The sequence below is a fragment of the Actinoplanes sp. DH11 genome (assembly GCF_020873875.1).
GTDB lineage: Bacteria > Actinomycetota > Actinomycetes > Mycobacteriales > Micromonosporaceae > Actinoplanes.
In genome coordinates this window covers 225,534-244,681 of sequence record NZ_JAHWGU010000003.1, presented here as the reverse complement: position 1 = coordinate 244,681, position 19,148 = coordinate 225,534, and the positions used below count along the sequence as shown (strand labels likewise).

At 72.4% G+C, this 19,148-nt stretch carries 18 protein-coding genes; 6 read left to right on the top strand and 12 right to left on the bottom strand.

Annotated features, from left to right (window positions below):
- Nucleotides 1-6: 6 nt before the first annotated feature.
- The 4 genes from LPA41_RS06200 to aztA all read right to left on the bottom strand — a co-directional run bounded on the left by LPA41_RS06200 (nucleotide 7) and on the right by aztA (nucleotide 3,510).
- Complete coding sequence (locus LPA41_RS06200) at nucleotides 7-477, bottom strand: hypothetical protein (RefSeq protein ID WP_229068965.1); 471 nt, start codon at nucleotides 475-477, stop codon at nucleotides 7-9.
- 31 nt (nucleotides 478-508) lie between these two features.
- Nucleotides 509-1,249: a hypothetical protein gene (locus LPA41_RS06195; RefSeq protein WP_229068964.1), complete on the bottom strand. Its 741-nt coding sequence runs from the start codon at nucleotides 1,247-1,249 to the stop codon at nucleotides 509-511.
- A gap of 129 nt (nucleotides 1,250-1,378) precedes the next feature.
- Nucleotides 1,379-2,809 (bottom strand): GGDEF domain-containing protein, encoded by a 1,431-nt coding sequence (locus LPA41_RS06190; protein ID WP_229068963.1) that lies wholly within the window; start codon nucleotides 2,807-2,809, stop codon nucleotides 1,379-1,381.
- A gap of 56 nt (nucleotides 2,810-2,865) precedes the next feature.
- Entirely contained in the window at nucleotides 2,866-3,510 is a 645-nt protein-coding gene (aztA, locus tag LPA41_RS06185; protein WP_229068962.1) for a zinc ABC transporter ATP-binding protein AztA, read from the bottom strand.
- A gap of 53 nt (nucleotides 3,511-3,563) precedes the next feature.
- On the opposite strand from aztA, the gene aztB reads away from it, so the two are divergent.
- The 4 genes from aztB (at nucleotide 3,564) to aztD (ending at nucleotide 7,880) form a co-directional block, all read left to right on the top strand.
- The gene (gene aztB / locus LPA41_RS06180) at nucleotides 3,564-4,496 is read left to right on the top strand and encodes a zinc ABC transporter permease AztB (protein WP_229069129.1); all 933 of its coding nucleotides are present in this window, start codon (nucleotides 3,564-3,566) and stop codon (nucleotides 4,494-4,496) included.
- Entirely contained in the window at nucleotides 4,493-5,671 is a 1,179-nt protein-coding gene (locus tag LPA41_RS06175) for a hypothetical protein (protein WP_229068961.1), read from the top strand. Before aztB ends, LPA41_RS06175 begins: the two co-directional genes overlap by 4 nt.
- Nucleotides 5,668-6,582, top strand: a complete 915-nt coding sequence (aztC, locus tag LPA41_RS06170; protein ID WP_229068960.1) for a zinc ABC transporter substrate-binding protein AztC — start codon at nucleotides 5,668-5,670, stop codon at nucleotides 6,580-6,582. Before LPA41_RS06175 ends, aztC begins: the two co-directional genes overlap by 4 nt.
- A 104-nt stretch (nucleotides 6,583-6,686) precedes the next feature.
- Nucleotides 6,687-7,880, top strand: coding sequence for a zinc metallochaperone AztD (gene aztD / locus LPA41_RS06165; protein WP_229068959.1), 1,194 nt, complete (start codon nucleotides 6,687-6,689; stop codon nucleotides 7,878-7,880).
- Nucleotides 7,881-8,010: 130 nt separating this feature from the next.
- Here the strand turns inward: aztD and LPA41_RS06160 are convergent, their stop codons facing one another.
- Both LPA41_RS06160 and LPA41_RS06155 read right to left on the bottom strand, forming a co-directional pair.
- Nucleotides 8,011-8,682, bottom strand: coding sequence for a SprT-like domain-containing protein (locus tag LPA41_RS06160; RefSeq protein WP_229068958.1), 672 nt, complete (start codon nucleotides 8,680-8,682; stop codon nucleotides 8,011-8,013).
- A 21-nt stretch (nucleotides 8,683-8,703) separates the two neighbouring features.
- The gene (locus LPA41_RS06155) at nucleotides 8,704-9,531 is read right to left on the bottom strand and encodes a phytanoyl-CoA dioxygenase family protein (RefSeq protein ID WP_229068957.1); all 828 of its coding nucleotides are present in this window, start codon (nucleotides 9,529-9,531) and stop codon (nucleotides 8,704-8,706) included.
- 57 nt (nucleotides 9,532-9,588) lie between these two features.
- On the opposite strand from LPA41_RS06155, the gene LPA41_RS06150 reads away from it, so the two are divergent.
- Nucleotides 9,589-10,602, top strand: a complete 1,014-nt coding sequence (locus LPA41_RS06150) for a LacI family DNA-binding transcriptional regulator (RefSeq protein ID WP_229068956.1) — start codon at nucleotides 9,589-9,591, stop codon at nucleotides 10,600-10,602.
- On the opposite strand, the gene LPA41_RS06145 is transcribed toward LPA41_RS06150, so the two are convergent.
- The 6 genes from LPA41_RS06145 to LPA41_RS06120 form a co-directional block, all read right to left on the bottom strand.
- Nucleotides 10,599-11,831, bottom strand: a complete 1,233-nt coding sequence (locus LPA41_RS06145; RefSeq protein WP_229068955.1) for a low temperature requirement protein A — start codon at nucleotides 11,829-11,831, stop codon at nucleotides 10,599-10,601. The two genes, LPA41_RS06150 and LPA41_RS06145, sit on opposite strands and share 4 nt — an antisense overlap.
- A 164-nt stretch (nucleotides 11,832-11,995) precedes the next feature.
- Nucleotides 11,996-14,362 (bottom strand): MMPL family transporter, encoded by a 2,367-nt coding sequence (locus LPA41_RS06140; protein ID WP_229068954.1) that lies wholly within the window; start codon nucleotides 14,360-14,362, stop codon nucleotides 11,996-11,998.
- A 15-nt stretch (nucleotides 14,363-14,377) separates the two neighbouring features.
- A complete protein-coding gene (locus LPA41_RS06135) occupies nucleotides 14,378-15,025 on the bottom strand; it encodes a TetR/AcrR family transcriptional regulator (RefSeq protein WP_229068953.1) in 648 nt (215 codons plus the stop codon).
- 77 nt (nucleotides 15,026-15,102) lie between these two features.
- Nucleotides 15,103-16,527: an NAD(P)/FAD-dependent oxidoreductase gene (locus tag LPA41_RS06130; RefSeq protein ID WP_229068952.1), complete on the bottom strand. Its 1,425-nt coding sequence runs from the start codon at nucleotides 16,525-16,527 to the stop codon at nucleotides 15,103-15,105.
- Nucleotides 16,524-17,468 (bottom strand): FO synthase, encoded by a 945-nt coding sequence (locus LPA41_RS06125; protein WP_229068951.1) that lies wholly within the window; start codon nucleotides 17,466-17,468, stop codon nucleotides 16,524-16,526. The genes LPA41_RS06130 and LPA41_RS06125 overlap by 4 nt, the downstream gene beginning before the upstream one ends.
- Nucleotides 17,465-17,908 (bottom strand): MarR family winged helix-turn-helix transcriptional regulator, encoded by a 444-nt coding sequence (locus LPA41_RS06120; RefSeq protein ID WP_229068950.1) that lies wholly within the window; start codon nucleotides 17,906-17,908, stop codon nucleotides 17,465-17,467. The genes LPA41_RS06125 and LPA41_RS06120 overlap by 4 nt, the downstream gene beginning before the upstream one ends.
- A 116-nt stretch (nucleotides 17,909-18,024) precedes the next feature.
- Between LPA41_RS06120 and LPA41_RS06115 the strand changes: the two genes are divergently transcribed.
- Nucleotides 18,025-19,107 (top strand): tartrate dehydrogenase, encoded by a 1,083-nt coding sequence (locus tag LPA41_RS06115; RefSeq protein WP_229068949.1) that lies wholly within the window; start codon nucleotides 18,025-18,027, stop codon nucleotides 19,105-19,107.
- Nucleotides 19,108-19,148: the final 41 nt, after the last annotated feature.

The following is a 19,148-nucleotide window of genomic DNA, read 5'->3' as shown; positions in this document are numbered from 1 at the left end:
CATCTGTCAGGCGTCGGCGCGGCCCGGGGTCCAGCCGGAGACGTCGCGCAGGCGGCCCCGCCACAGCCGCCCGGTCACGCCGGTGGCCTGGCCGGGCCGGGAGATGCGGGCGTCGCGCAGGTGGATGTACCTGGTGGGCACGGAGAGCGCCTGGTACTGCCGGAACGAGATCTCCTCGCCGATGTCGCGCTTCTTCACCGCGGTGTGTGCGAGGTCGGACAGCTCCTTGACGTATTCGGCCATACCCACGTAGTAGGCGTCCTCGTGGTCGTTGAGTTCGCTCAGTTCGGCGAACCACTGCCACTGCGGGATCAGCTCGCCGTCCACGACGAGCCCGCCCACGGTGAGGGTGAACGGGGTGCCGGGGTCGACGTGCTCGACCAGCTGATCCGTGAGGGAGACGTAGTTGGCGAGGACACCGTCCGGTTCGGCCCAGTCGGCGCGCATCGTGATGGGGTCCAGCATCGGATCAGACATAGCCCCAATCTAGGACAAGTCCGGCTCGATCTCAGGAGATCGTGGCGGCCCGCTCCTCGGCCTTGGCAATCAGGTCACGGACCAGTTTCTCGTCGCCACCCAGGTTCTCCCAGCCCAGGTCGGCCACCACGACGACGGCGTCACCGACGCGGGACATGGCGGCGTAGTGGCTGACCGTCGACGGCGCCTCGTCGGCGTAGCTGAAGCGTTCGTCGATGCGTACCACCATCGAGTCGTCGTCGGCGTCGAGGACTGCCCACTTCTTCTCGTCCTCGCCGAGGCCACCCGGGCATCTGTCCAGCGCCGCGCCGATCTCGGCGAACTGCTCGGCCGCTCCCCCTGGCCTGTGGCGGCCGACGAACTGCGCGACCACGGTGGGCGTGGAGCCTTCCTGGGTGTTCTCGACGATGTACCGCATCGCGACCGCGTCGACCCGTGACTCGTCGCTGGCGTAGGGGGCGTCACCGCAGGGCCGCAACGGGCGGACGTGGGTGACCTCGCCCTGCTCGAAAGGCTGTCCTTCGGCGTCGCGCACGTCGCCGGGCTGCAGCAGCGCACTGGCCGGGATGCCCTCGGCAGCACTGGCGGAGGCGGCCGGCGAGCCACTCGGTGCGGCGTCCGAGGACGGGTCCGGACCGGCACCGGCCGGCGCGGCCGCCGCGCTCGCGCTCGACGGGGCCGAGGGCGCCGAGGAGGCACCGGAATCGCATGCGGCAAGCGACAGGGACAACAGGCCGGCGCCTGCGGCAAGGCGAATCACCGTGGTCTGCATGCCCGAATCACTGCCCGTTCGGGCCGCCGTTCACACCGATCGCCCCGATAAGGATCGATACACAGCGTGCTTCAGCACGAAGCCGTGCTCGCCCATGTGGGCGAGCACGGCTCACGGCGGCGGTACGGATCAGGCGCCGGCCAGCACCCAGCGGCCCCGGCCCTGACGCTTGGCCTCGTACATCGCCATGTCCGCGGTGCGCAGCACGTCGCTGTCACCCGCCGGCACCTCCGGACCGTAGGCCGCGATGCCCACGCTCGCGCCGATGTCGAGGACCGCGGTGCCGAACCGGATCGGCTCGGCGACCTCGGTGAGCACCCGCTCGGCGAGCCGGACGGCCTCCGCCTGCGGCAGGTCCGGGCAGAGCAGCACGAACTCGTCGCCGCCGAGGCGGACCGCCAGGTCGGTGCCGCGGACGGTACGCGACAGCCGCTCCGCCACGGTGGTCAGCACCAGGTCGCCGGCCTCGTGGCCGTACTCGTCGTTGACCTGCTTGAAACCGTCCAGGTCGAGGTAGAGCACGGCGACCGGGCCGGAGCGCTGCGGGATGACCCGTTCCAGTTCGCTGGTGAGCACGGCCCGGTTCGCCAGCCCGGTGAGCGCGTCGTGCCGTGCCTGGTAGCTCAGCTGCGCCTGGGCCTTCTCCTGCTCGCGAACCGCGATGGTAAAGCGGGTGAGCACGAAACCGGTGCTCAGCGCGGTCGCGGCCAGGGCGATGACCGCGTTGCCGCGCAGGCCGTTCTCCAGCAGGGTCAGCGTCGGCGCGGTCAGGAACGCCAGGCCGAGGAAGAGCACGCGGGACGGGTGCAGCGCGTCGACCTGCTGCCCGGGGCGGGTCAGCTCGCCGCGGCGCGGGTGCAGGCAGGCCGCGATCAGCATCGCGTTGCCCAGCATGATCAGCGGGCCGATCCGGGCCACCAGCTCGTAGTCGACGAAGTACGGGGCCACGTTGTAGGTCACGTCGATGGCCAGGTAGAGCACCACCGCGCCGAGCAGCAGCCGGGTCGGCGCCGCGCGGTCACCGGGCGAGAGCGCGATGAACAGCACCGCGGCCAGCAGGACCACGTCGGCCAGCGGGTACAGCGTCGGCACGATCGTCTCGGCCATACTCAGCCCGGTGCCGAGGGTCGGCAGGATCAGGAACTGCCAGCTGGCCAGGGCGGCGGCAACGGTGAGGGTGAGACCGTCCAGCACGGCGCTGCGCAACCGGCCGGGCGCGCGACGTCGGGCCATCATGATCAGGGCCACCGCGATCAGCGGGTACCCGGCCAGCCAGGCCGCGTCGGCCAGCCCGACCGGCGGCACGCTGGACCGGTAGTAGTAGACGAGCTCGATCGTGTCGCCGAGCAACCACAGCGACTGCGCCGTGGCGAACAGGACCCACGGCCGGCGCTCCGGACCCCGCGGGATCCGAATCACGGCCAGCCACGCCAGGGCACACAGCGCCACATAGGTGACCATGTAAAGAATGTCGCCGCGAGTCGTGCCGTACGTGACGGCCGACCCGGCGACGGCCACCGCGGCGATGCCGAGGAGGAACCAAACCCTGCGCGTTGCCATGCGGGGACAGTCGGCCTCCCGGGGCCCGAGCTTCGGTCCCCGCCGGGTGGGCTACGTCACACGGCGGCCGCCGGACCCGTGCCGGAAGATCCCGTGGCGCGCAGGTGCAGCGTGTGGTCGGCCAGAGCCGCCTCCGCGTCGTCGTGGCTGGCCACGACCACGGCGGCGCCGGCCTGGACCCGGGACGTGATCAGGTCGTGGACGCGGGCCCGGCTGGCAGCGTCCAGGTTGGCGGTGGGCTCGTCGAGGACGTAGACGTCGGCGTCCTGGGCGAACGCCTGCGCGACAAGGGTGCGCTGGCGCTGGCCGCCGGAGAGTTCGCGCAACCGGCGGCGAGCCAGGTCGGCGAGGCCGAGCCGGGCCATCACCTCGGCGACGGCGGCCCGGTCGTGCCGGGTGAGGCGGTGCAGCAGGCGGCCGGGGGTGAAGCGCCCGATCCGGACGCACTCGGCGACGGTCAGCGGCAGGGCGTCGATGTCGCCGGTGCGCTGTGGCAGCAGGGCGACGCGGCAGCCGGTACGCCGCCGGATGCGGCCCTCGGCGGGCTGCTCCACGCCGGCGAGCAGGTGCAGCAGCGTGCTCTTGCCGGTGCCGTTCGCCCCGGTGACGGCGAGCATCGCGGCCGCCTCGACGCGCAGGGTGACGTCGTGCAGGACCGGGACGCCGGCGTACCGGAAACCCACGCGATCGACCGTGATCATCAGCAACACCCCTAACGGTAATGATTTTCAGTTGCAGTATATTCGGCGAGGTGATGTCGTTCCTGGCCGAGCCGTTCACCGTCTCCTTCGTCCAGCGCGCCCTGCTCGGCGGCGTACTGCTGGCCGCCGTCTGCGCCCTGGTCGGCGTCTGGGTGATCGCCCGCGGGATGACCTTCCTGGGCGAGGCGATGAGCCACGGGATGCTGCCCGGTGTCGCGGTCGCGTCGATCGTGGGCGGCAACCTGGTCGTCGGCGCCGCCGCGAGCGCCCTGGCCATGACGGCCGGGGTGAGCGCGCTGCGGCACAGCCGCGAGTTCGGCCGGGACACCAGCATCGGGCTGCTCTTCGTCGGCATGCTGTCGGCAGGCGTGATCGTGGTGTCGCACTCGCGGTCGTTCGCGACCGACCTGACGGCGTTCCTCTTCGGTGACGTGCTGGCGATCCGCGCGCCGGACCTGGCGTTGCTGGCCGCTGCGGGCGCCCTGGTCGCGGTGGTGTCGGCGGTGTGCCACCGGCCGTTCCTGGCGCTCACCTTCGACCCGCGCAAGGCCCGCACCCTGGGCCTGCGGCCCGGCCTGGCGAACGCCGTGATGCTGGTGCTGCTCACCGTCACGATGGCCGTCGCGTTCAGCGTCGTGGGCACCCTGCTCGCCTTCGGCATGCTCATCGCGCCATCGGCGGCCGCGATGCTTGTCGCCCGCCGGCTGCCCGCGGTGATGCTCACCAGCTTCGTGATCGGCTCGGCCGCGACGGTGGCCGGGCTGTGGATCTCCTGGTACGCCGCGACCGCCGCGAGCGCCACCATCGCCGCCACGGCCGTCCTGATCTTCTTCGCCCTGCTCGCAGCCCGCCGGACCGCCCAGCTCGCAGCGCGCCGAGCGAGCCGGCTCGGAGCGCGCCGAGCCGGCCTGTCCGGCGCGCGCCGCATCAGCGACGCCGTGCTCCGGCGCCGCGCGCCCGTCCCCCCACCGGAAGGAAGTTCGTGATCAAGAGAACACTCGCCGCCACCCTGGGTGTGGCCCTGACGATGTCGGCCTGTGGCTCCGGCGACGCGCGGGGCGAGGAGCCCGCCGAGCCGCCGCACGGCTACGTCGCCGGCGCCGAGGAGTTGCCCGAGGCCGCGTCCGCGATCGCCTACGCGGCACGCGGCGGGCAGCGGCTGCACCTGCTGGATCTCGCGACCGAGCGGCAGAAACAGCTCGACCTGTCGGTGCCCGCGCGGCAGCTCACCGACGACGGCCGGTTCGTCTACGCCGGCGACGGCGACCGGCGGCTGGAGATCGTCGACGCCGGGGTGTGGACGGTGGACCACGCCGATCACGTCCACTTCTACCGGGCTCCGGCACGCACGATCGGCACGCTGACCTTCGACGCCGCGGTGGTGACGGTCGCCGGCAACGCGGCGCACACCACGGTGGGCACCGCGGACGGCCGGATCCGGGTCCTCGACCGCCGGCAGCTGGAGACCGGCACGGTGGCCGAGGTGAGCCGGATCGACTCCCGCAGTTCCACGCCGCTGGCGGTGCCGTACGCCGGGAATCTGATCGTCGCCACGGGTGACGATCCCGCCCGGCCCGCGCACCGCCTGGTCGCGATGGGCCCGGACGGGCGTGCGACGGGCGCCTTCGAGGCCCCCTGCGAGGCGCCCCGCGGGTGGGTGGTGCTGCGCGGCGGCGCGCTGATCGCCTGCGAGGACCATCTGGTACGGGTCAAAGAGGACTCCGGCACCCTGACCGCGACCGCCGTCCCGTCACCCCGCAAACCCGTCCCGGGGACCGCTTTCGGTCACCGCCCGCGCAGCAACGAGGCAGCGCTCGCCGGCACCGGCGGCATCTGGTCGGTGAACGCGCCGAAGGCGGCCGTCCGGCACCTGGCCGCGAACGGCCGCGACCTGGTGGCCGCCGCGTCACCGGCCGACGCCGCGACCGTGCTGGCGCTGGACAGCGCGGGAACCCTGATCAGTTACGACCTGGAGTCCGGCAAGGTCCTGGCCGAGGCGCCACTGAAGGCCACCACCCTGACCCTGGACGTCAACCGCGCCTACCTGGCCGACCCGGAGCAACGGGTCGTCCACGAGGTCGACTACCGCGACGGGCTGCGGACCGCCCGCACCCTGCGCACCGCGGACCGCCCGGACCTGGTTGTCGAGGTCGGCCGGTGAGGGCCCGTCGCCTGGTGGCGGCCCTGACCGCGGCGGCGGCCGTCCTGACCGGCGGCGTGGCCTGCTCCGCGCCGGACGAGGCGCACATCGTGGTCACCACCAACATCCTCGGTGACGTGGTCCGGGAGATCACCGGCGATCAGGCGAAGGTCACCGTGCTGATGAAGCCGGACGCCGACCCGCACTCGTTCGCCGTCTCGGCCCGTGAGGCGTACACCATGCAGACCGCCGACCTGGTCGTCTACAACGGCCTGGGCCTCGAGGAGGGTGTGCTGCGGCACGTCGAGTCGGCGCGGGCGGAGGGCGTCCCGGTGATGGAGGTGGGCGCCCGGGTCGACCCGCTGGAGTATCGGGACGGCGACGCGGCCGGGATGCCGGACCCGCACTTCTGGACCGACCCGGGCCGGGTGGGCGCGGCCGTGCGGCTGCTCACCGAGGAGATCGTGGCCCGGGTGGACGGCGTCGACGCCGGTGCGGTGCGGGAGCGCGCGGACGCGTACGCCCGGGAAGTGGCCGATCTGGACGCGCAGCTCGCGGCGCGTTTCGCAGGCCTGCCCGCGGATCGCCGCGTGCTCGTCACCAACCATCACGTGTTCGGGTACCTCGCCGACCGCTACGACTTCACGGTGGTCGGCGCCGTCCTGCCGAGCGGGACCACCCTCGCCTCGCCGAGCGCCGCCGACCTGGCCTCGCTGGTCACCGCGATCGAGAGGCACCGGGTGCCGGCGATCTTCGCGGACACCGCGCAACCGGCGCGTCTCGCCGAGGTGCTGGCCGCCGAGGCGGGCGTCGAGGTGCGCGTGGTCGGGCTCTACTCCGAGTCGCTGGGCGGCGCCGGCAGCGAGGCCGCGAGCTACCTGGACATGATGCGGTTCAACGCCGACGCGATCATCGGCGGGCTCACCGCCTGAGCCCCGCTCGCCGGGCTCACCGCCTGGACCCCCCGCTTCCCGGCCCGGGGACCACCCTGTACGTTAAATGAAAATGATTGTCAGTTGCATTTGGGGAGGACATAGTGAACCGACGCATGACGGGCAGCCTGGCCGCGCTGGCCACCGCCTCGCTGGCGCTCGCCGCCTGCGGATCCGGATCGGCCGGCGGCACCGAGCCGGCGGCCGCACCCGCGACCTCGGCCTCGGCGGCCGCCCCGGTGACCGATCCGATCGCGGTCACCTTCGAGGGCGGCATCCACGTGCTCGACGGCGAAACTCTGAAGGTGGCGCACACCGTGCCGCTCGACGGGTTCAACCGGATCAACCCGGCCGGTGACGACGCCACCGTGGTGGTCTCCACCGCGACCGGCTTCGAGATGCTCGACGCCACCGCGGGCCGGCTGACCGGCGTCAGCTACCCGGGTGCCAAGCCGGGCCACGTGGTGCGCCACGGCGACCGGACCATTCTGTTCACCGACGGCACCGGCGAGATCAACAGCTTCGACCCGGAGCAACTTGCCGCCGGCAAGCCGCAGGGCCGGCAGTACAAGGCGGCGACCGCGCACCACGGCGTCGCCGTCGAACTCGCCGACGGGACGATGATCGTCACGCTCGGCACCGAGGAGAAGCGCTCCGGCGCGATCGCCGTCGACGCAACCGGCAAGGAGACCGCCCGCAACGAGCAGTGCCCCGGCGTGCACGGCGAGGCCGTCGCCAAGGGTGACGTGGTGGCGCTGGGCTGCGAGGACGGCGTGCTGCTGTTCAAGAACGGCACCTTCGTCAAGGTGCAGAGCGACCTGGAGTACAGCCGGATCGGCAACCAGGCGGGCAGTGACGCCTCGCCGGTGCTGCTCGGCGATTACAAGATCGAGCCGGATGCGGAACTCGAGGCCCCGAAGCAGTTCTCGCTGATCGACACGGTCGCCGAGAAGATCACGGTGGTGCCGATGCCGGCGGGTGTCAGCTACAGCTTCCGCTCGCTGGCCCGCGGGCCGCAGGGCGAGGGCCTGATCCTGGGCACCGACGGCAAGCTGCACGTCATCGACCCGGCCGCCGGGAAGATCACCGCGTCCTGGCCGGCGGTCGGCGCCTGGACGGAGCCGCTCGACTGGCAGCAGCCGCGCCCGGCCGTGTTCGTCCGCGGTGCCGACGCCTACATCACCGAGCCGGCCACCAAGAAGGTGCACCAGCTCGACCTGACCAGCGGCAAGGTGGTCACCTCGGGCACGCTCGACGCGACCCCCAACGAGATCAGCGGCACCCTGTCCGGCCACTGAGCCCGGCCGCCGGCCCGGTGGTGCGCCAGACGCGCCGCCGGGCCGTTCAGGCGAGCTCGGCCAGGGCTCAGGCCAGCTCGGCCAGGGCTCAGGCCAGCTCGGCCAGGGCTCAGGCGAGTTCGACCAGGGCTCAGGCCAGCTCGACCAGCGTGAACGGGGCGTTCAGCACGCCCTTGCCGGTGCGCACCTGGTAACGGGTGCGGCCGCGCTTGACGACGGTGCCGACCAGTCCCCCGTACTTCCCGCTGCCGGTGAGCCGCACCCGGTCACCCACCTGGAACACGTCGGCCGGCGCCGGGCGCCCGCCGCGGATCCGGGTCAGCTCGGCGACGTAGCCGGGGTGCATCGGCGCGGGGATGCCCCGGTACGTCCAGGCGAACACCGCCGAGCGGTCGAACGCCGGCGAGCACTTCGAGCAGGACCGGACCCGGGTCGGACGGCGGTGCACGGTCGTCCGGTGACCGGCCGGGCAGATGCCCTCCCACGGGCCCTCGACGCGGGGCACGTCCTCCGGCACGCAGCGGGTGCCGGAGGCGCCGATCCGCACCGCGACCGCCCGCCACACCCCGTCGTGGCCGTGTGCGGCGCCGGCGAGCGCGTGCGCGATCTCGTGCAGCACCGTCTCGGTGACCTGCTCGGGGGTGTAGAGGCGGATCAGCGGCCGGGACAGCCCGATCTCCTTGCGGGCCGGGCGGCAGATGCCGGCCCGGGTCTTCGCGTCGTCGAAGGTCAGGCGCCAGCCGGCGAGTCCGTGCCGGGCCATCAGATGGGTCGCGAGGTCCCGTGCTTCGATCTCGTTCATCACCTCCATGATGACCGCGTGTCAGGCGTCACCCATGACCAGGCCCTCGATGGTGTGCTTCTGGGTGATCGGGGTGAGCCGGTCGACGATCGGGCAGTCCAGGTGGTCGCGCACCGCGGCCGGCAGCGCCGCCCAGTACTTCTCGGTGACGGCCAGGTCGTGCTTGTCGCTGTTGGTGGCGTCGGCGGCGTCGACACCGAGGACCAGCACCGGGCGGGAGACCTGCGAGTGGTTCTTGGTGCCGCGGTGGATGGTCAGCGCCGAGCGCGCGGAGATGTCGCCGCGCTGGGGGTACTTGCGCACGGCCAGTTCGTCGTAGCGGCCGTACCGGGTGCGGGGCGGGAACATGCCGTGCCCGAAGTCGGGCTCGTCGTCGAACTGGGTGCCCGGCGCGATCTCGAACGGGCCCATCTCGTCGGTGGTGTCGACGCCGGTCAGGTTGAAGGCGAGCGAGTCGAGCCGGCCCTCGGTGCGGGTGACCTCGGGCATCGGGAAGTCGCGGTGCCACGGCTGGTTGACCGCGCCGGCGAACGGGATGTCGAAGCCCAGCTCCACGATCTTGTAGTCGGCGCCAAGCACCGCCGTGCAGACGGCCGTCACCCACGGGTGCGTGACGAGGTCGACGAAGCCGCTCATCTGCTCCGGGTGGATCTCGACGTACCAGCGGTTCGGCCCGCGGCCCACCGCTCCGCCCAGCCGGGCCTTGGCCTCGGCGAAGGCGGTCTCGATGTCGGCACGCATCCGGTCGGCCCAGGCCACGTCGAACGCGCCGCGCAGAGCGGTGATGCCGTCGGTGTAGATGGCTTCCCGGGCCTTCTGCCCGGCTTCCGCATCGATGAGAGTCGTCATGAGCTCCATGTTGCAACGTTGCATGCCACGTTGCAAGTGGGCGGTAGCATTCTGGTCGTGGCTGCCAATCTGCGTCAGGTCGCCGAGCGGGCCGGCGTGTCCGTCCGCACGGTGTCCAACGTCGTCTCCGGTTTCCCGCAGGTCGCCCCGGAGACCCGCCGGCGGGTCCAGCAGGTCCTCGACGAACTCGGGTACCGGCCCAACGCGGCCGCCCGCCACCTGCGCGGCGGACGCTCCGGCATGATCGCGCTGGTGATACCGGAGATCGCGTCGCCCTACTTCGGGGAACTCGCCGGCCACCTCGCGGACGAGGCCGAGAAACGCGGCTGGACGCTGCTGGTCCAGCAGACCGGCGGGGACGCGCGGCGCGAGCGGGAACTGCTCGACGGCGTACGCGGCCAGGCCGTCGACGGACTCGTGATGAGTCCCTGGGCCCTCTCCCCCGCCGACCTGCGCCGCCGCCCCGACGCCGCGCCGCTGGTGCTGCTCGGCGAGCAGGACGCCGACGGGCTGCTCGACCACGTCGCGATCGACAACGTGGCCGCCGCCCGCGAGCTGACCCGGCACCTGATCGAGACCGGACGGACCCGGATCGCCGCGGTCGGACTCCAGCCGCACCTGCTCAACGGCACGGCGGCCCGGCGGCGCGACGGCTACCGGCAGGCGCTGGCCGAGGCCGGCCTGCCGCACGACCCGGCGCTCGAGGTGCCGGTCGACCGGCTGCACCGGGCCGACGGGGCGGCCGCGATGCGCGTGCTGCTCGGGGCCGGCATCCGGGTCGACGCCGTGTTCTGCTTCAGCGACCAGCTGGCACTCGGTGCCCTGCACGCCGCGACCGGGCACGGGCTGCGGGTGCCGGCCGACCTGGCGGTGGCCGGCTTCGACGACGTGGAGGACGGCCGGTACGCGAATCCGCCGCTCACCACCGTGGCACCGGACAAGGTGGCGATCGCCCGGGTGGCGCTGGAGCTGCTCGCCGGGCGGCTGTGCCCGGACGGCGACCCGGAACCGGCCCGGCACATCGTCGCGCACCACCTGGAGGTCCGCGCCAGCACGGCCCAGCCCGCCTAGATCTTCTCGGTGCGCACCTCACCGGCCCGGTGCAGCAGGAAGCCCGCGATCACGCCGGCGACCAGCACCGCCGCGAACAAGCCGACGGTCAGCACGGGTGACAGGTCGAGCAGCACGACCAGCAGGACCAGCGGCACACCGGTGCCCGGCCACAGCAGCGCGCCGCGCACCCGCCGGCCGAGGTGGCCCTGCATGAACGCGGCACTCAGCAGGTAGACCGCGGTGGCGATGCCGAGCGTCCAGCGGGTGCCCGCGGACAGGTGATCGTCGGCGCCGTGCAGGACCGCGTGTTCCAGACCGACCGCCACCGCGGCGAGCGAGACCGCCAGCGGCAGGTGCACGTACACGTAGAAGTCGTGCACGCCGTGCTTGGTGATCTCCTCGTCCTCCGAGGTGAGCCGCCGTTTCGCCGCGCCACCGGACAGGTCGAAGTAGACCCACCACAGTGCCGCGGCCGCCACGAACGCCGGCACGGCGGTGGCGACCACGAGCGGCTTCCAGTCGCCGTCGTGGACGCCTGTCACGACGCCCGCCACCGACTCGCCGAGCACCAGGATGATGAAGAGCCCGAAGCGTTCCGGCAGGTGCTCCAGGTGCAGCGGGACGGCGTCCTTGAGCCGGGCCGCCGCGGTCGGCCAGACCACGTCCACGAGCACGCCCAAGCCCCACAGCCAGTACCGCACCGGCGCCGGGAAGGCGAGTGACACCAGCCAGAACGTGGCGCCGAGGGTGTGCCCGATAAGGTAGAGCCGGGCCGTCGAGCGGGCTTCCGGCACATGCCACCAGGCCCGCGCGTACCCGGCGATCAGCACCAGGCGGATCATCACGTAGCCGATGGCGAACCAGTGCCCGGCCGACTTGCCGACCTGGTCCACCGAGGCCGCCATCACCACCACACCGGCCATCCCGGAGAGCGTGAGCAGCCGGAAGATCGCGTCGTCGGTGTCGAACCGGTTGGCGTACAGCGTGGTGCTGGCCCACGCCCACCAGCCGATCGTCAGGATCGCGGTGAAGACGAGCGCGCCGTGCCAGGTCTCGTCCTTGGCGAGCAGGTCGGCGCAGCGGGCCACGAACAGCACGAACGCCAGGTCGAAGAAGAGTTCCAGGCGGGTCGCGGACCGGTCCGAGTCCTGGTTGAGGTCCGGTGGGCGTACCGCCTCCACCTGTTCGGCCTCGCCCTCGTCGAGGTCCTGCTCGCCGTTGCCGAGACGGTCGCGTGCGTCGGTCACCAGTAGCGCCTTCCGATCGGCCGCGGCGTTCCGGACGAGGGACGACCCGGCCGCGGTGCTTCTGCCGCAAGGACTACCCGCCCCGCCGCCGCCTCACTCGCGAACCGGCCGGGCACGGGTGACCGGCGCGACGATGCTCGCGACGGTCACCCGTACCCCAGAGGTCAGCGAGCCGCCGTGACCGGCTCCCCGGGCTGGTTCGTCTCGGTGTGGTGGGTGACGACCGGGTGGCTGCGCTCCAGCGCGGCGCCCTCCACGTCGACGTTGGGCAGGATCCGGTCCAACCAGCGCGGGATCCACCAGGCCGACTTCCCGAGCAGGTGCATGATCGCCGGGATGAGCAGCATCCGGACCAGGAACGCGTCGGCGAGCACGCCGAACGCGAGCCCGAAGCCGAGCGACCGGATCATCGTGGTGTGGGAGAAGATGAACCCACCGAAGACCGAGATCATGATGATCGCGGCGGCGGTCACCACGGTACGGCCGGCGTGCAGGCCCTGGCGTACGGCGAGCCGGGCGGGAGCGCCGTGGGCGTACGCCTCGCGCATGCCGGAGACCAGGAACAGCTGGTAGTCCATCGCCAGGCCGAACAGGATGCCGATCAGGATGGTCGGCAGGAAGCTCAGCACCGGGCCCGGGTCGTGCACGCCGAAGACGCCACCCAGCCAGCCCCACTGGAAGATCGCGGTGACGCCGCCGAACGTGGCGAACAGCGACAGCACGAAGCCCAGGGTCGCGGTGAGCGGCACCAGGATCGAGCGGAACACCACGATCAGGATGAGCAGCGACAGGCCGACCACGACACCGAGGTAGAGCGGCAGCACGTCGGAGAGCTGCTCGGAGATGTCGATGTTGCCGCTGGCGCTGCCGGCGACGCCGAGGGTGACGTCCCCGTCGAGCGGCGACAGGTCACGCAGGTCGCGGACGAGCTGCCCGGTGGACTCGCTGTTCGGGCCCTCGGCCGGCACCACCTGGAAGGCGATCAGCTCGTTGTCGCTGGACTGGCCGACCGGCGCGACGGCCGTCACGTTCTCGGTGGCGAGGATGCGGGAGCCGATCCGGGCCTGTTCGGCGAGCGCGGCGTCACCGGTGACCGCCTCCGGCAGCTCCGCGACGACCAGCAGCGGGCCGTTCACGCCGGCGCCGAACTTCTGCTCGATCAGCTGGTACGCCTGGTACTGCGTGGAGTCCTCGGCCTCGGACGAGCCGTCCGGCAGGCCGAGCCGCATGGAGAGCGCCGGAAGTGCGACCACGACGAGCACGGCGAGGCTGGCGACCGCGGTGAGCACGGCCCGGCCGGTGGACATCGGGCTGGACGGCACCGCCGCCGCGTGCGCCTGCCCGATGCTGGCGCGGGCCTTCTTGGTGAGGATCCGGGTGCCGAGCAGGGAGAGCAGGGCCGGGGTGAGCGTCACGGCGATGATCACGGCGACGGCCACACAGATGGCGCCGACCGTACCCATCATGCCGAGGAACCCGATGCCGGTGACGTTGAGCGCGAGCAGCGCGACGAGCACGGTGGCGCCGGCGAAGACGACGGCGTTGCCGGACGTGCCGTTGGCGAGCGCGATGGACTCGCGGAGTTCGACGCCGGCGAGCAGCTGACGGCGGTGCCGGTTGAGGATGAACAGGCAGTAGTCGATGCCGACGGCCAGGCCGAGCATCACGCCGAGCACCGGGGTGATCGACAGCATGTCGACCGCGCCGGACAGCGCGAGCGAGGCGGTGACGCCGACACCGACGCCGACCAGGGCGGTCACCAGCGGCAGGGCGGCGGCGACGAGCGCGCCCAGCATGACCAGCAGGGTGATCGCCGCGACGACCAGGCCGGCGACCTCGCCGACACCGAGGATCTGCGGCACGCTCTGGGTGATCTCGTTGGAGAAGTCGGCCTCGACACCGGCCGGCACGCCGTCGGTGACGTGGTCGATGACGCCGTCCTTGGTCTCCGGCGTGACGTCCATCTGCGGCTTGTCGAAGACGACTGACGCGACCGCGGCGGTGCCGTCTTCCGACACCATCCGGATCTTCGAGGACATGTCGAGCAGCTGCTGCGACACGTCCAGCTTGGCGGCCTGCGCGTCGAGCTGCTGCCGCTGCTCCTCGGGCAGCGCGTCCCGGTTCGCCAGCGCGGCCTCGAGCTGCTGCTTGCCGCCCTGCAGTTGCTGGGCCTGCTGGGTGAGCTGCTGCTGGGTGGTGAACGGGTCGGTGGTGGCGGTCACCCCGTCCAGCTCACCGGTGCTCTTGAGCAGCGCGCCGACCGCGGCCTGCTGCTGTTCGGTGAACGCGGAACCGTCGGCGGTGTGGAACACGATGGTCCCGCTGCCGCCGCTGGCACTGGGGAACCGTTCCGCGAGCTGGTCGGTGACCTTCGCGGTGGCCGTGCCCGGAATCGTCACCTGCGACGACAGGGTGCCACCGAAGGCGAAGTAGGCGGTGACGGACAGTCCGAGGACCACCAGCCAGGTGATCAGGACGGCCCAGGCGCGCCGGGCACTGAAGCGCCCCACGCGGTACAGCAACTCAGCCATGTGTTCTGTGCTTCCTCAATCGAGAGATCGGTAGCCGGTTCGGACACTGTCGATGAGCCGGTCGAGCAGTTCGTTCCACAGCACCCGGGCGGGCTCGTCGGTGGCGGCGCCGGTGGCCGCCAGCCAGTGCTCCGCGATCACTTCGGTGCCGTGCATCAGCGAGCTGACCAGCAGTTCCGCTTCGAGCGGGTCGAGGTCGGCGTTACGTTCGGACAGTTCGCGCGCCAACTCGGTGGTGATCCGGGAGAACGTCGCCTGGAAGATCTGCCGCGGGCGTGGGTCGCCCTTGTCGAGACCGCCGAGGGCCCGCCACAGGAAGGCCAGCAGTCCGGGCACGTCGGTGACGCGCAGCGCCTCGGTGAGGGTCGCGAACGCGGCCGCCCGGGTGCCCGGCCCGACCGGCTCGGTCGTCACCACCTGCCGGAAGTGGTCGATCACGACGCCGAGGACCTCGCTGCACACCGTGGTGGTGACGTCGTCGATCGACGCGAAGTGGTTGAAGATCGTGCGCCGCGAGACGTCGGCGCGCTCGGCCAGCTGGTCGACGCTGAACCGCGCCGCCGGCCCCTCGGTGATCAGCGCCTTGGCCGCGTCGAGGATGGCCCGCCGGTGACGGGCCTTCAGCGCCGCCCGGCGGTCGGGCGGCAGGGCGTCCAGCTCCATGCTCCTACACTAAGTGCATCGTTGCACCGAGTGCAGGCAGGACGGTGGAGTGCGACAGCGGTCACAGCCACCCGACGTCACACCTGCTCGAACGGGCGCGGGTCGAACCGGCCGTTGCGCTCCCGGAACGCCGTCGCGGTGCTCGGCCACAGCAGGGTCAGCCGGCCGCTGCGCTTGTCCACGTACCAGCTGGTGCAACCGCCGCGCAGCCACACCGTGCGGGCCGCCATCGCGTCGATGTCCCGGGTGTACTCGTCCTGCGCGCGCGCCGTCACCTCCAGCGGCCCCGGGTGCGCGGCGAGGTGGTCGAGGGCGCCGGTCAGAAAGGCCAGCTGGCTCTCGATGACGTGCACCGCCGAGTTGTGGCCGAGGGCGGCGTTGGGGCCGTCCAGCACGAACATGTTCGGGAAGCCGTGCACGACCGTCGAGGCGTGCGACACCATGCCCCGCTCCCACGCCTGCGACAGGCGCACGCCGCCGCGGCCGGTGACGCGGTGCGCGTACGGCTGCTCGGTCGAGTGGAACCCGGTCGCGAACACCAGCACGTCCAGGTCGGCGCGGTGCCCGTCGGCGGCGAACGCGACCGGCCCGTCCAGCCGGTCCAGGGCGCCGGCCAGGTCGACGTCGGGCCGGCCCATCGCCGGGTAGAACGTGTCGGACAGCAGCACCCGTTTGCAGCCGACCTCGTAGTCCGGGGTGAGCCGGGCACGCAGCACCGGGTCCGGCACCTGGGCGGCGAGGTGGTCCAGAGCCCGGGAGCGCAGCTCGGCCAGGGCGACGGGTTCGCGGCGGCGGGCGGCGATGCCCCGTTCCATGCCGGTGAAGACCTCCTCCCGGACCCGGAGGATCTCCGCCGGGTCGACGGCGGTCTGTGCCCGGTCGTCGCGCGGGATCACGTAGGGCGCACTGCGCGCGAAAACCGTCAGCCGCCGGGCGCGACCCGCCAGCTCGGGGATCACCTGGATAGCCGAGGCGCCGGTGCCGACCACCCCGACGCGGGCGCCGTCGAGGTCCGCCGTGTGGTCCCAGCGGGCGGTGTGGAACATCGGACCGGTGAAACCGGACATCCCGGCGACGTCCGGGATCCGCGGCTCGGTGAGCCGGCCGGCGGCCAGCACCAGCGCCCGGCACCGGAACGAGCCCCGGTTCGTCGTGACGATCCAGCGCTGCGCCGCCTCGTCGTACTCCGCCGCCGTGACCTCGTGCGACAGCCGCAGGTGCGGCGCCACCCCGGGACGCGCCGCGAGGCCGCGCAGATAGGTCTGGATCTCGCGGCCGGGCGCGAACGTGCGCGACCACGCCGGGTTCGGCGAATGCGCGAAGGCATAGAGGTGGGCGGGCACGTCACAGGCCACACCGGGGTACGTGTTGTCGCGCCACGTGCCACCCACGTCGGCGGCGCGTTCCAGCACCACGAACGTCTCGTCGCGGGCCGCCAGCTCGATGGCCGCGCCGATCCCGGCCAGCCCCGCACCGACCACGACGACGTCGACGTCTGTCACAGCAGGCCGTAACGGGTGGTGCGCTGCCGTGCCGGCCGGCCCAGTTCGGCGGCGATCCGGTCGACGTCCGCCCGGGTCAGCGACAGGCCCTGCTCCTGACCGGCGGACGGGTCCAGCTCGCCGTCGAGCAGCAGGCCGCCCAGGTCGTCGGCGCCGCCGCGCAGCAGCTGCAGCGCGCCCTCGGCGCCGACCTTGGGCCACGGTGCCTGGATGTGGTCGATCCGACCGGCCAGCAGCAGCCGGGCCACCGCGGTGATCGCCCGGGCGTCGCGCGGGGTCGCGGCCGGCGAGCCTGGCATCGCGATGAACTCGGTGAACCCGCCGGTCCGTTCCGCGATCCCGGCGAGCAGCCGCAGGTGCGCGACCCGCTGCGCGGGCGTCTCACCGATCCCGTAGACCATCGTCGAGGTGGAGGTGAGCCCGGCCGCGTGTGCCGTGGTGATCAGTTCCACCCAGCGGCCGACGGGCAGGTCGGCAGGGGTGCGCATCGCGTCGTCGAGGATCCGCGCGCCGGTGCCGGGCACCGAACCCAGCCCCGCCGCCCGGGCCCGGTCGAGGAACTCGCGGGGCGTGACACCGAGCCGGGCGGCCGCGTCGGCGACCTCCGCCGGCCGGAAGGCGTGCAGGTGGATGCCGGGGGCGGCGCCGGCGACCGCACGCACCAGCTCCAGGTAGCCGTCGTCGGGCGCGTCCGCCGGCAGCGGGCCCTGCACGCAGATCTCGGTGGCCCCCAGCGCGGCGGCCTCCACGACGAGGTCCCGCACCAGTGCCGGCGAGCCGCCGACGCGGGCGGTGTCCAGGTTGCGGTTGACCACGAACGTCAGCCGGTCGCCGGCGCGCTCCCGGCGCACCGCGTCCGCCCGGGCGCACAGGTCCTCCAGGCCGGCGCCGTCGGCGCCGAGCAGGTCCACGGCCTCGGCATCGGTCAGCGGGATGGTCATCGTTCACTCCGGGTGCACAGCAGCTCGGTCAGCTGCGGAAAGATAGGTACGGCACACTCCAGCGCCCGCCGGTCCTCCGGGCCGAGCCGGGCGAACGCCTCGGCCAGCGCCCGCTCACAGGCCGCGTCGTACCGGTTCAGCAGCTCGGCGGCGTACCCCGAGACGCGGACCGTCATGCGCCGCCGGTCGGCGCCGTCGCGGACCAGCTCGACGAGACCGGCCCGCTCCATCGCGCCCAGCAGGTTGCTCACCGTGGGGCGTGCCAGCCGCAGCCGTTCGGCGATCTCCGTGGTGCTCATCGTCTCGCGCCCCGCCAGGGCCCGCAGCACCTCGATGTGCGCCTCGGGCATCTCGGGCAGCCCGTCCGCGGCCCGGGTGGCCCGCAGCAGCGCCCGCCGCAACGGCCCGAGCTGCCGCCCGAACTCCCCGATGATCGTCACCGGTAGAGCCTACTGGATAGGTTCGTGACAAACCTTCCCGCGGTAGGTCCCGCTGGACGCCGGTGGCCCCTCGGCCGTCTACTCGTCGTAACGCCCGAACCACGACGGAGGCCGACGTGACCGATCCGCAGACGTTCCGCATCGCCGCCATCCCCGCCGACGGCGTCGGCATCGAGGTCGTCGAGGCCGGCCGCACCGTGCTCGACGCCCTCGCCGCCGCCTCCCACGGACGCTTCGCCTTCGCCTGGCAGGAGTTCGACTGGGGCAGCGACCACTACGCGAGGCACGGCCGGATGATGCCCGCGGACGGCCTCGACCAGCTCAAGGACTTCGACGCCCTCTACTTCGGTGCGGTCGGCTGGCCCACCGTCCCGGATCACGTCAGCCTCTGGGGGCTGCGCCTGAACATCTGTCAGAACTTCGACCAGTGGGCGAACGTCCGCCCCGTCGAGTTCCTGCCCGGCATCCAGAGCCCGCTGCGCAAGGCGGACAGCACCGACCTCGGCTGGGTCGTGGTCCGGGAGAACTCCGAGGGCGAGTACGCCGGGCTCGGCGGCCGCAACCTCGGCGCCCGCCCCGGCACCGGCGAGGTGGCCGTGCAGTCGGCACTGTTCACCGAGTACGGCTGTGAACGGATCATGCGGTTCGCGTTCGACCTGGCGCGTACCCGTACCGTCAAGAAGGTCTCCAGCGTGACCAAGAGCAACGCGCAGCAGTACGGCATGGTCCTGTGGGACGACGTGTTCACCCGGGTCGCCGCCGACTACCCGGACGTCGCGACCGAAAGTGTCCTGGTCGACGCGATGGCCGCGAAGTTCGTGCTGCGGCCCGAGGAGCTGTCCGTGGTGGTCGCCTCGAACCTGAACGCGGACATCCTCTCCGACCTGGGCAGCGCCCTGGCCGGCAGCCTGGGGCTCGCCGCCAGTGCCAACCTGAACCCGGAACGCCGGTTCCCGTCCATGTTCGAGCCGGTGCACGGCTCCGCCCCGGACATCGCCGGCCGGGGCATCTGCAACCCGGTCGGCGCGATCGGCAGCGCCGCCCTGATGCTCGACCACTTCGGCCTGCACGCCGAGGCCGCAGCGATCCGGCACGCCATCGAGGCGACCACCGGCAGCGGCGTGCGCACCCGCGACGTGGGCGGCACCGCCGCCACCCGCGAGGTCACCGAGGCGATCATCGGCAATCTCAAGCTCTGACCGGAAACGACCATACGCAGGCAATTGTCTTATCGAGCACC

Excerpts from the sequence above, each read along its gene's own strand:
- LPA41_RS06125 (WP_229068951.1), bottom strand. The coding sequence starts at position 17,468 with ATGACCATCCCGCTGACCGATGCCGAGGCCGTGGACCTGCTCGGCGCC.
- LPA41_RS06200 (WP_229068965.1), bottom strand. The coding sequence starts at position 477 with ATGTCTGATCCGATGCTGGACCCCATCACGATGCGCGCCGACTGGGCC.
- LPA41_RS06140 (WP_229068954.1), bottom strand. The coding sequence starts at position 14,362 with ATGGCTGAGTTGCTGTACCGCGTGGGGCGCTTCAGTGCCCGGCGCGCC.
- aztA (WP_229068962.1), bottom strand. The coding sequence starts at position 3,510 with ATGATCACGGTCGATCGCGTGGGTTTCCGGTACGCCGGCGTCCCGGTC.
- LPA41_RS06190 (WP_229068963.1), bottom strand. The coding sequence starts at position 2,809 with ATGGCAACGCGCAGGGTTTGGTTCCTCCTCGGCATCGCCGCGGTGGCC.
- aztB (WP_229069129.1), top strand. The coding sequence starts at position 3,564 with ATGTCGTTCCTGGCCGAGCCGTTCACCGTCTCCTTCGTCCAGCGCGCC.
- LPA41_RS06195 (WP_229068964.1), bottom strand. The coding sequence starts at position 1,249 with ATGCAGACCACGGTGATTCGCCTTGCCGCAGGCGCCGGCCTGTTGTCC.
- LPA41_RS06135 (WP_229068953.1), bottom strand. The coding sequence starts at position 15,025 with ATGGAGCTGGACGCCCTGCCGCCCGACCGCCGGGCGGCGCTGAAGGCC.
- LPA41_RS06155 (WP_229068957.1), bottom strand. The coding sequence starts at position 9,531 with ATGACGACTCTCATCGATGCGGAAGCCGGGCAGAAGGCCCGGGAAGCC.
- LPA41_RS06160 (WP_229068958.1), bottom strand. The coding sequence starts at position 8,682 with ATGAACGAGATCGAAGCACGGGACCTCGCGACCCATCTGATGGCCCGG.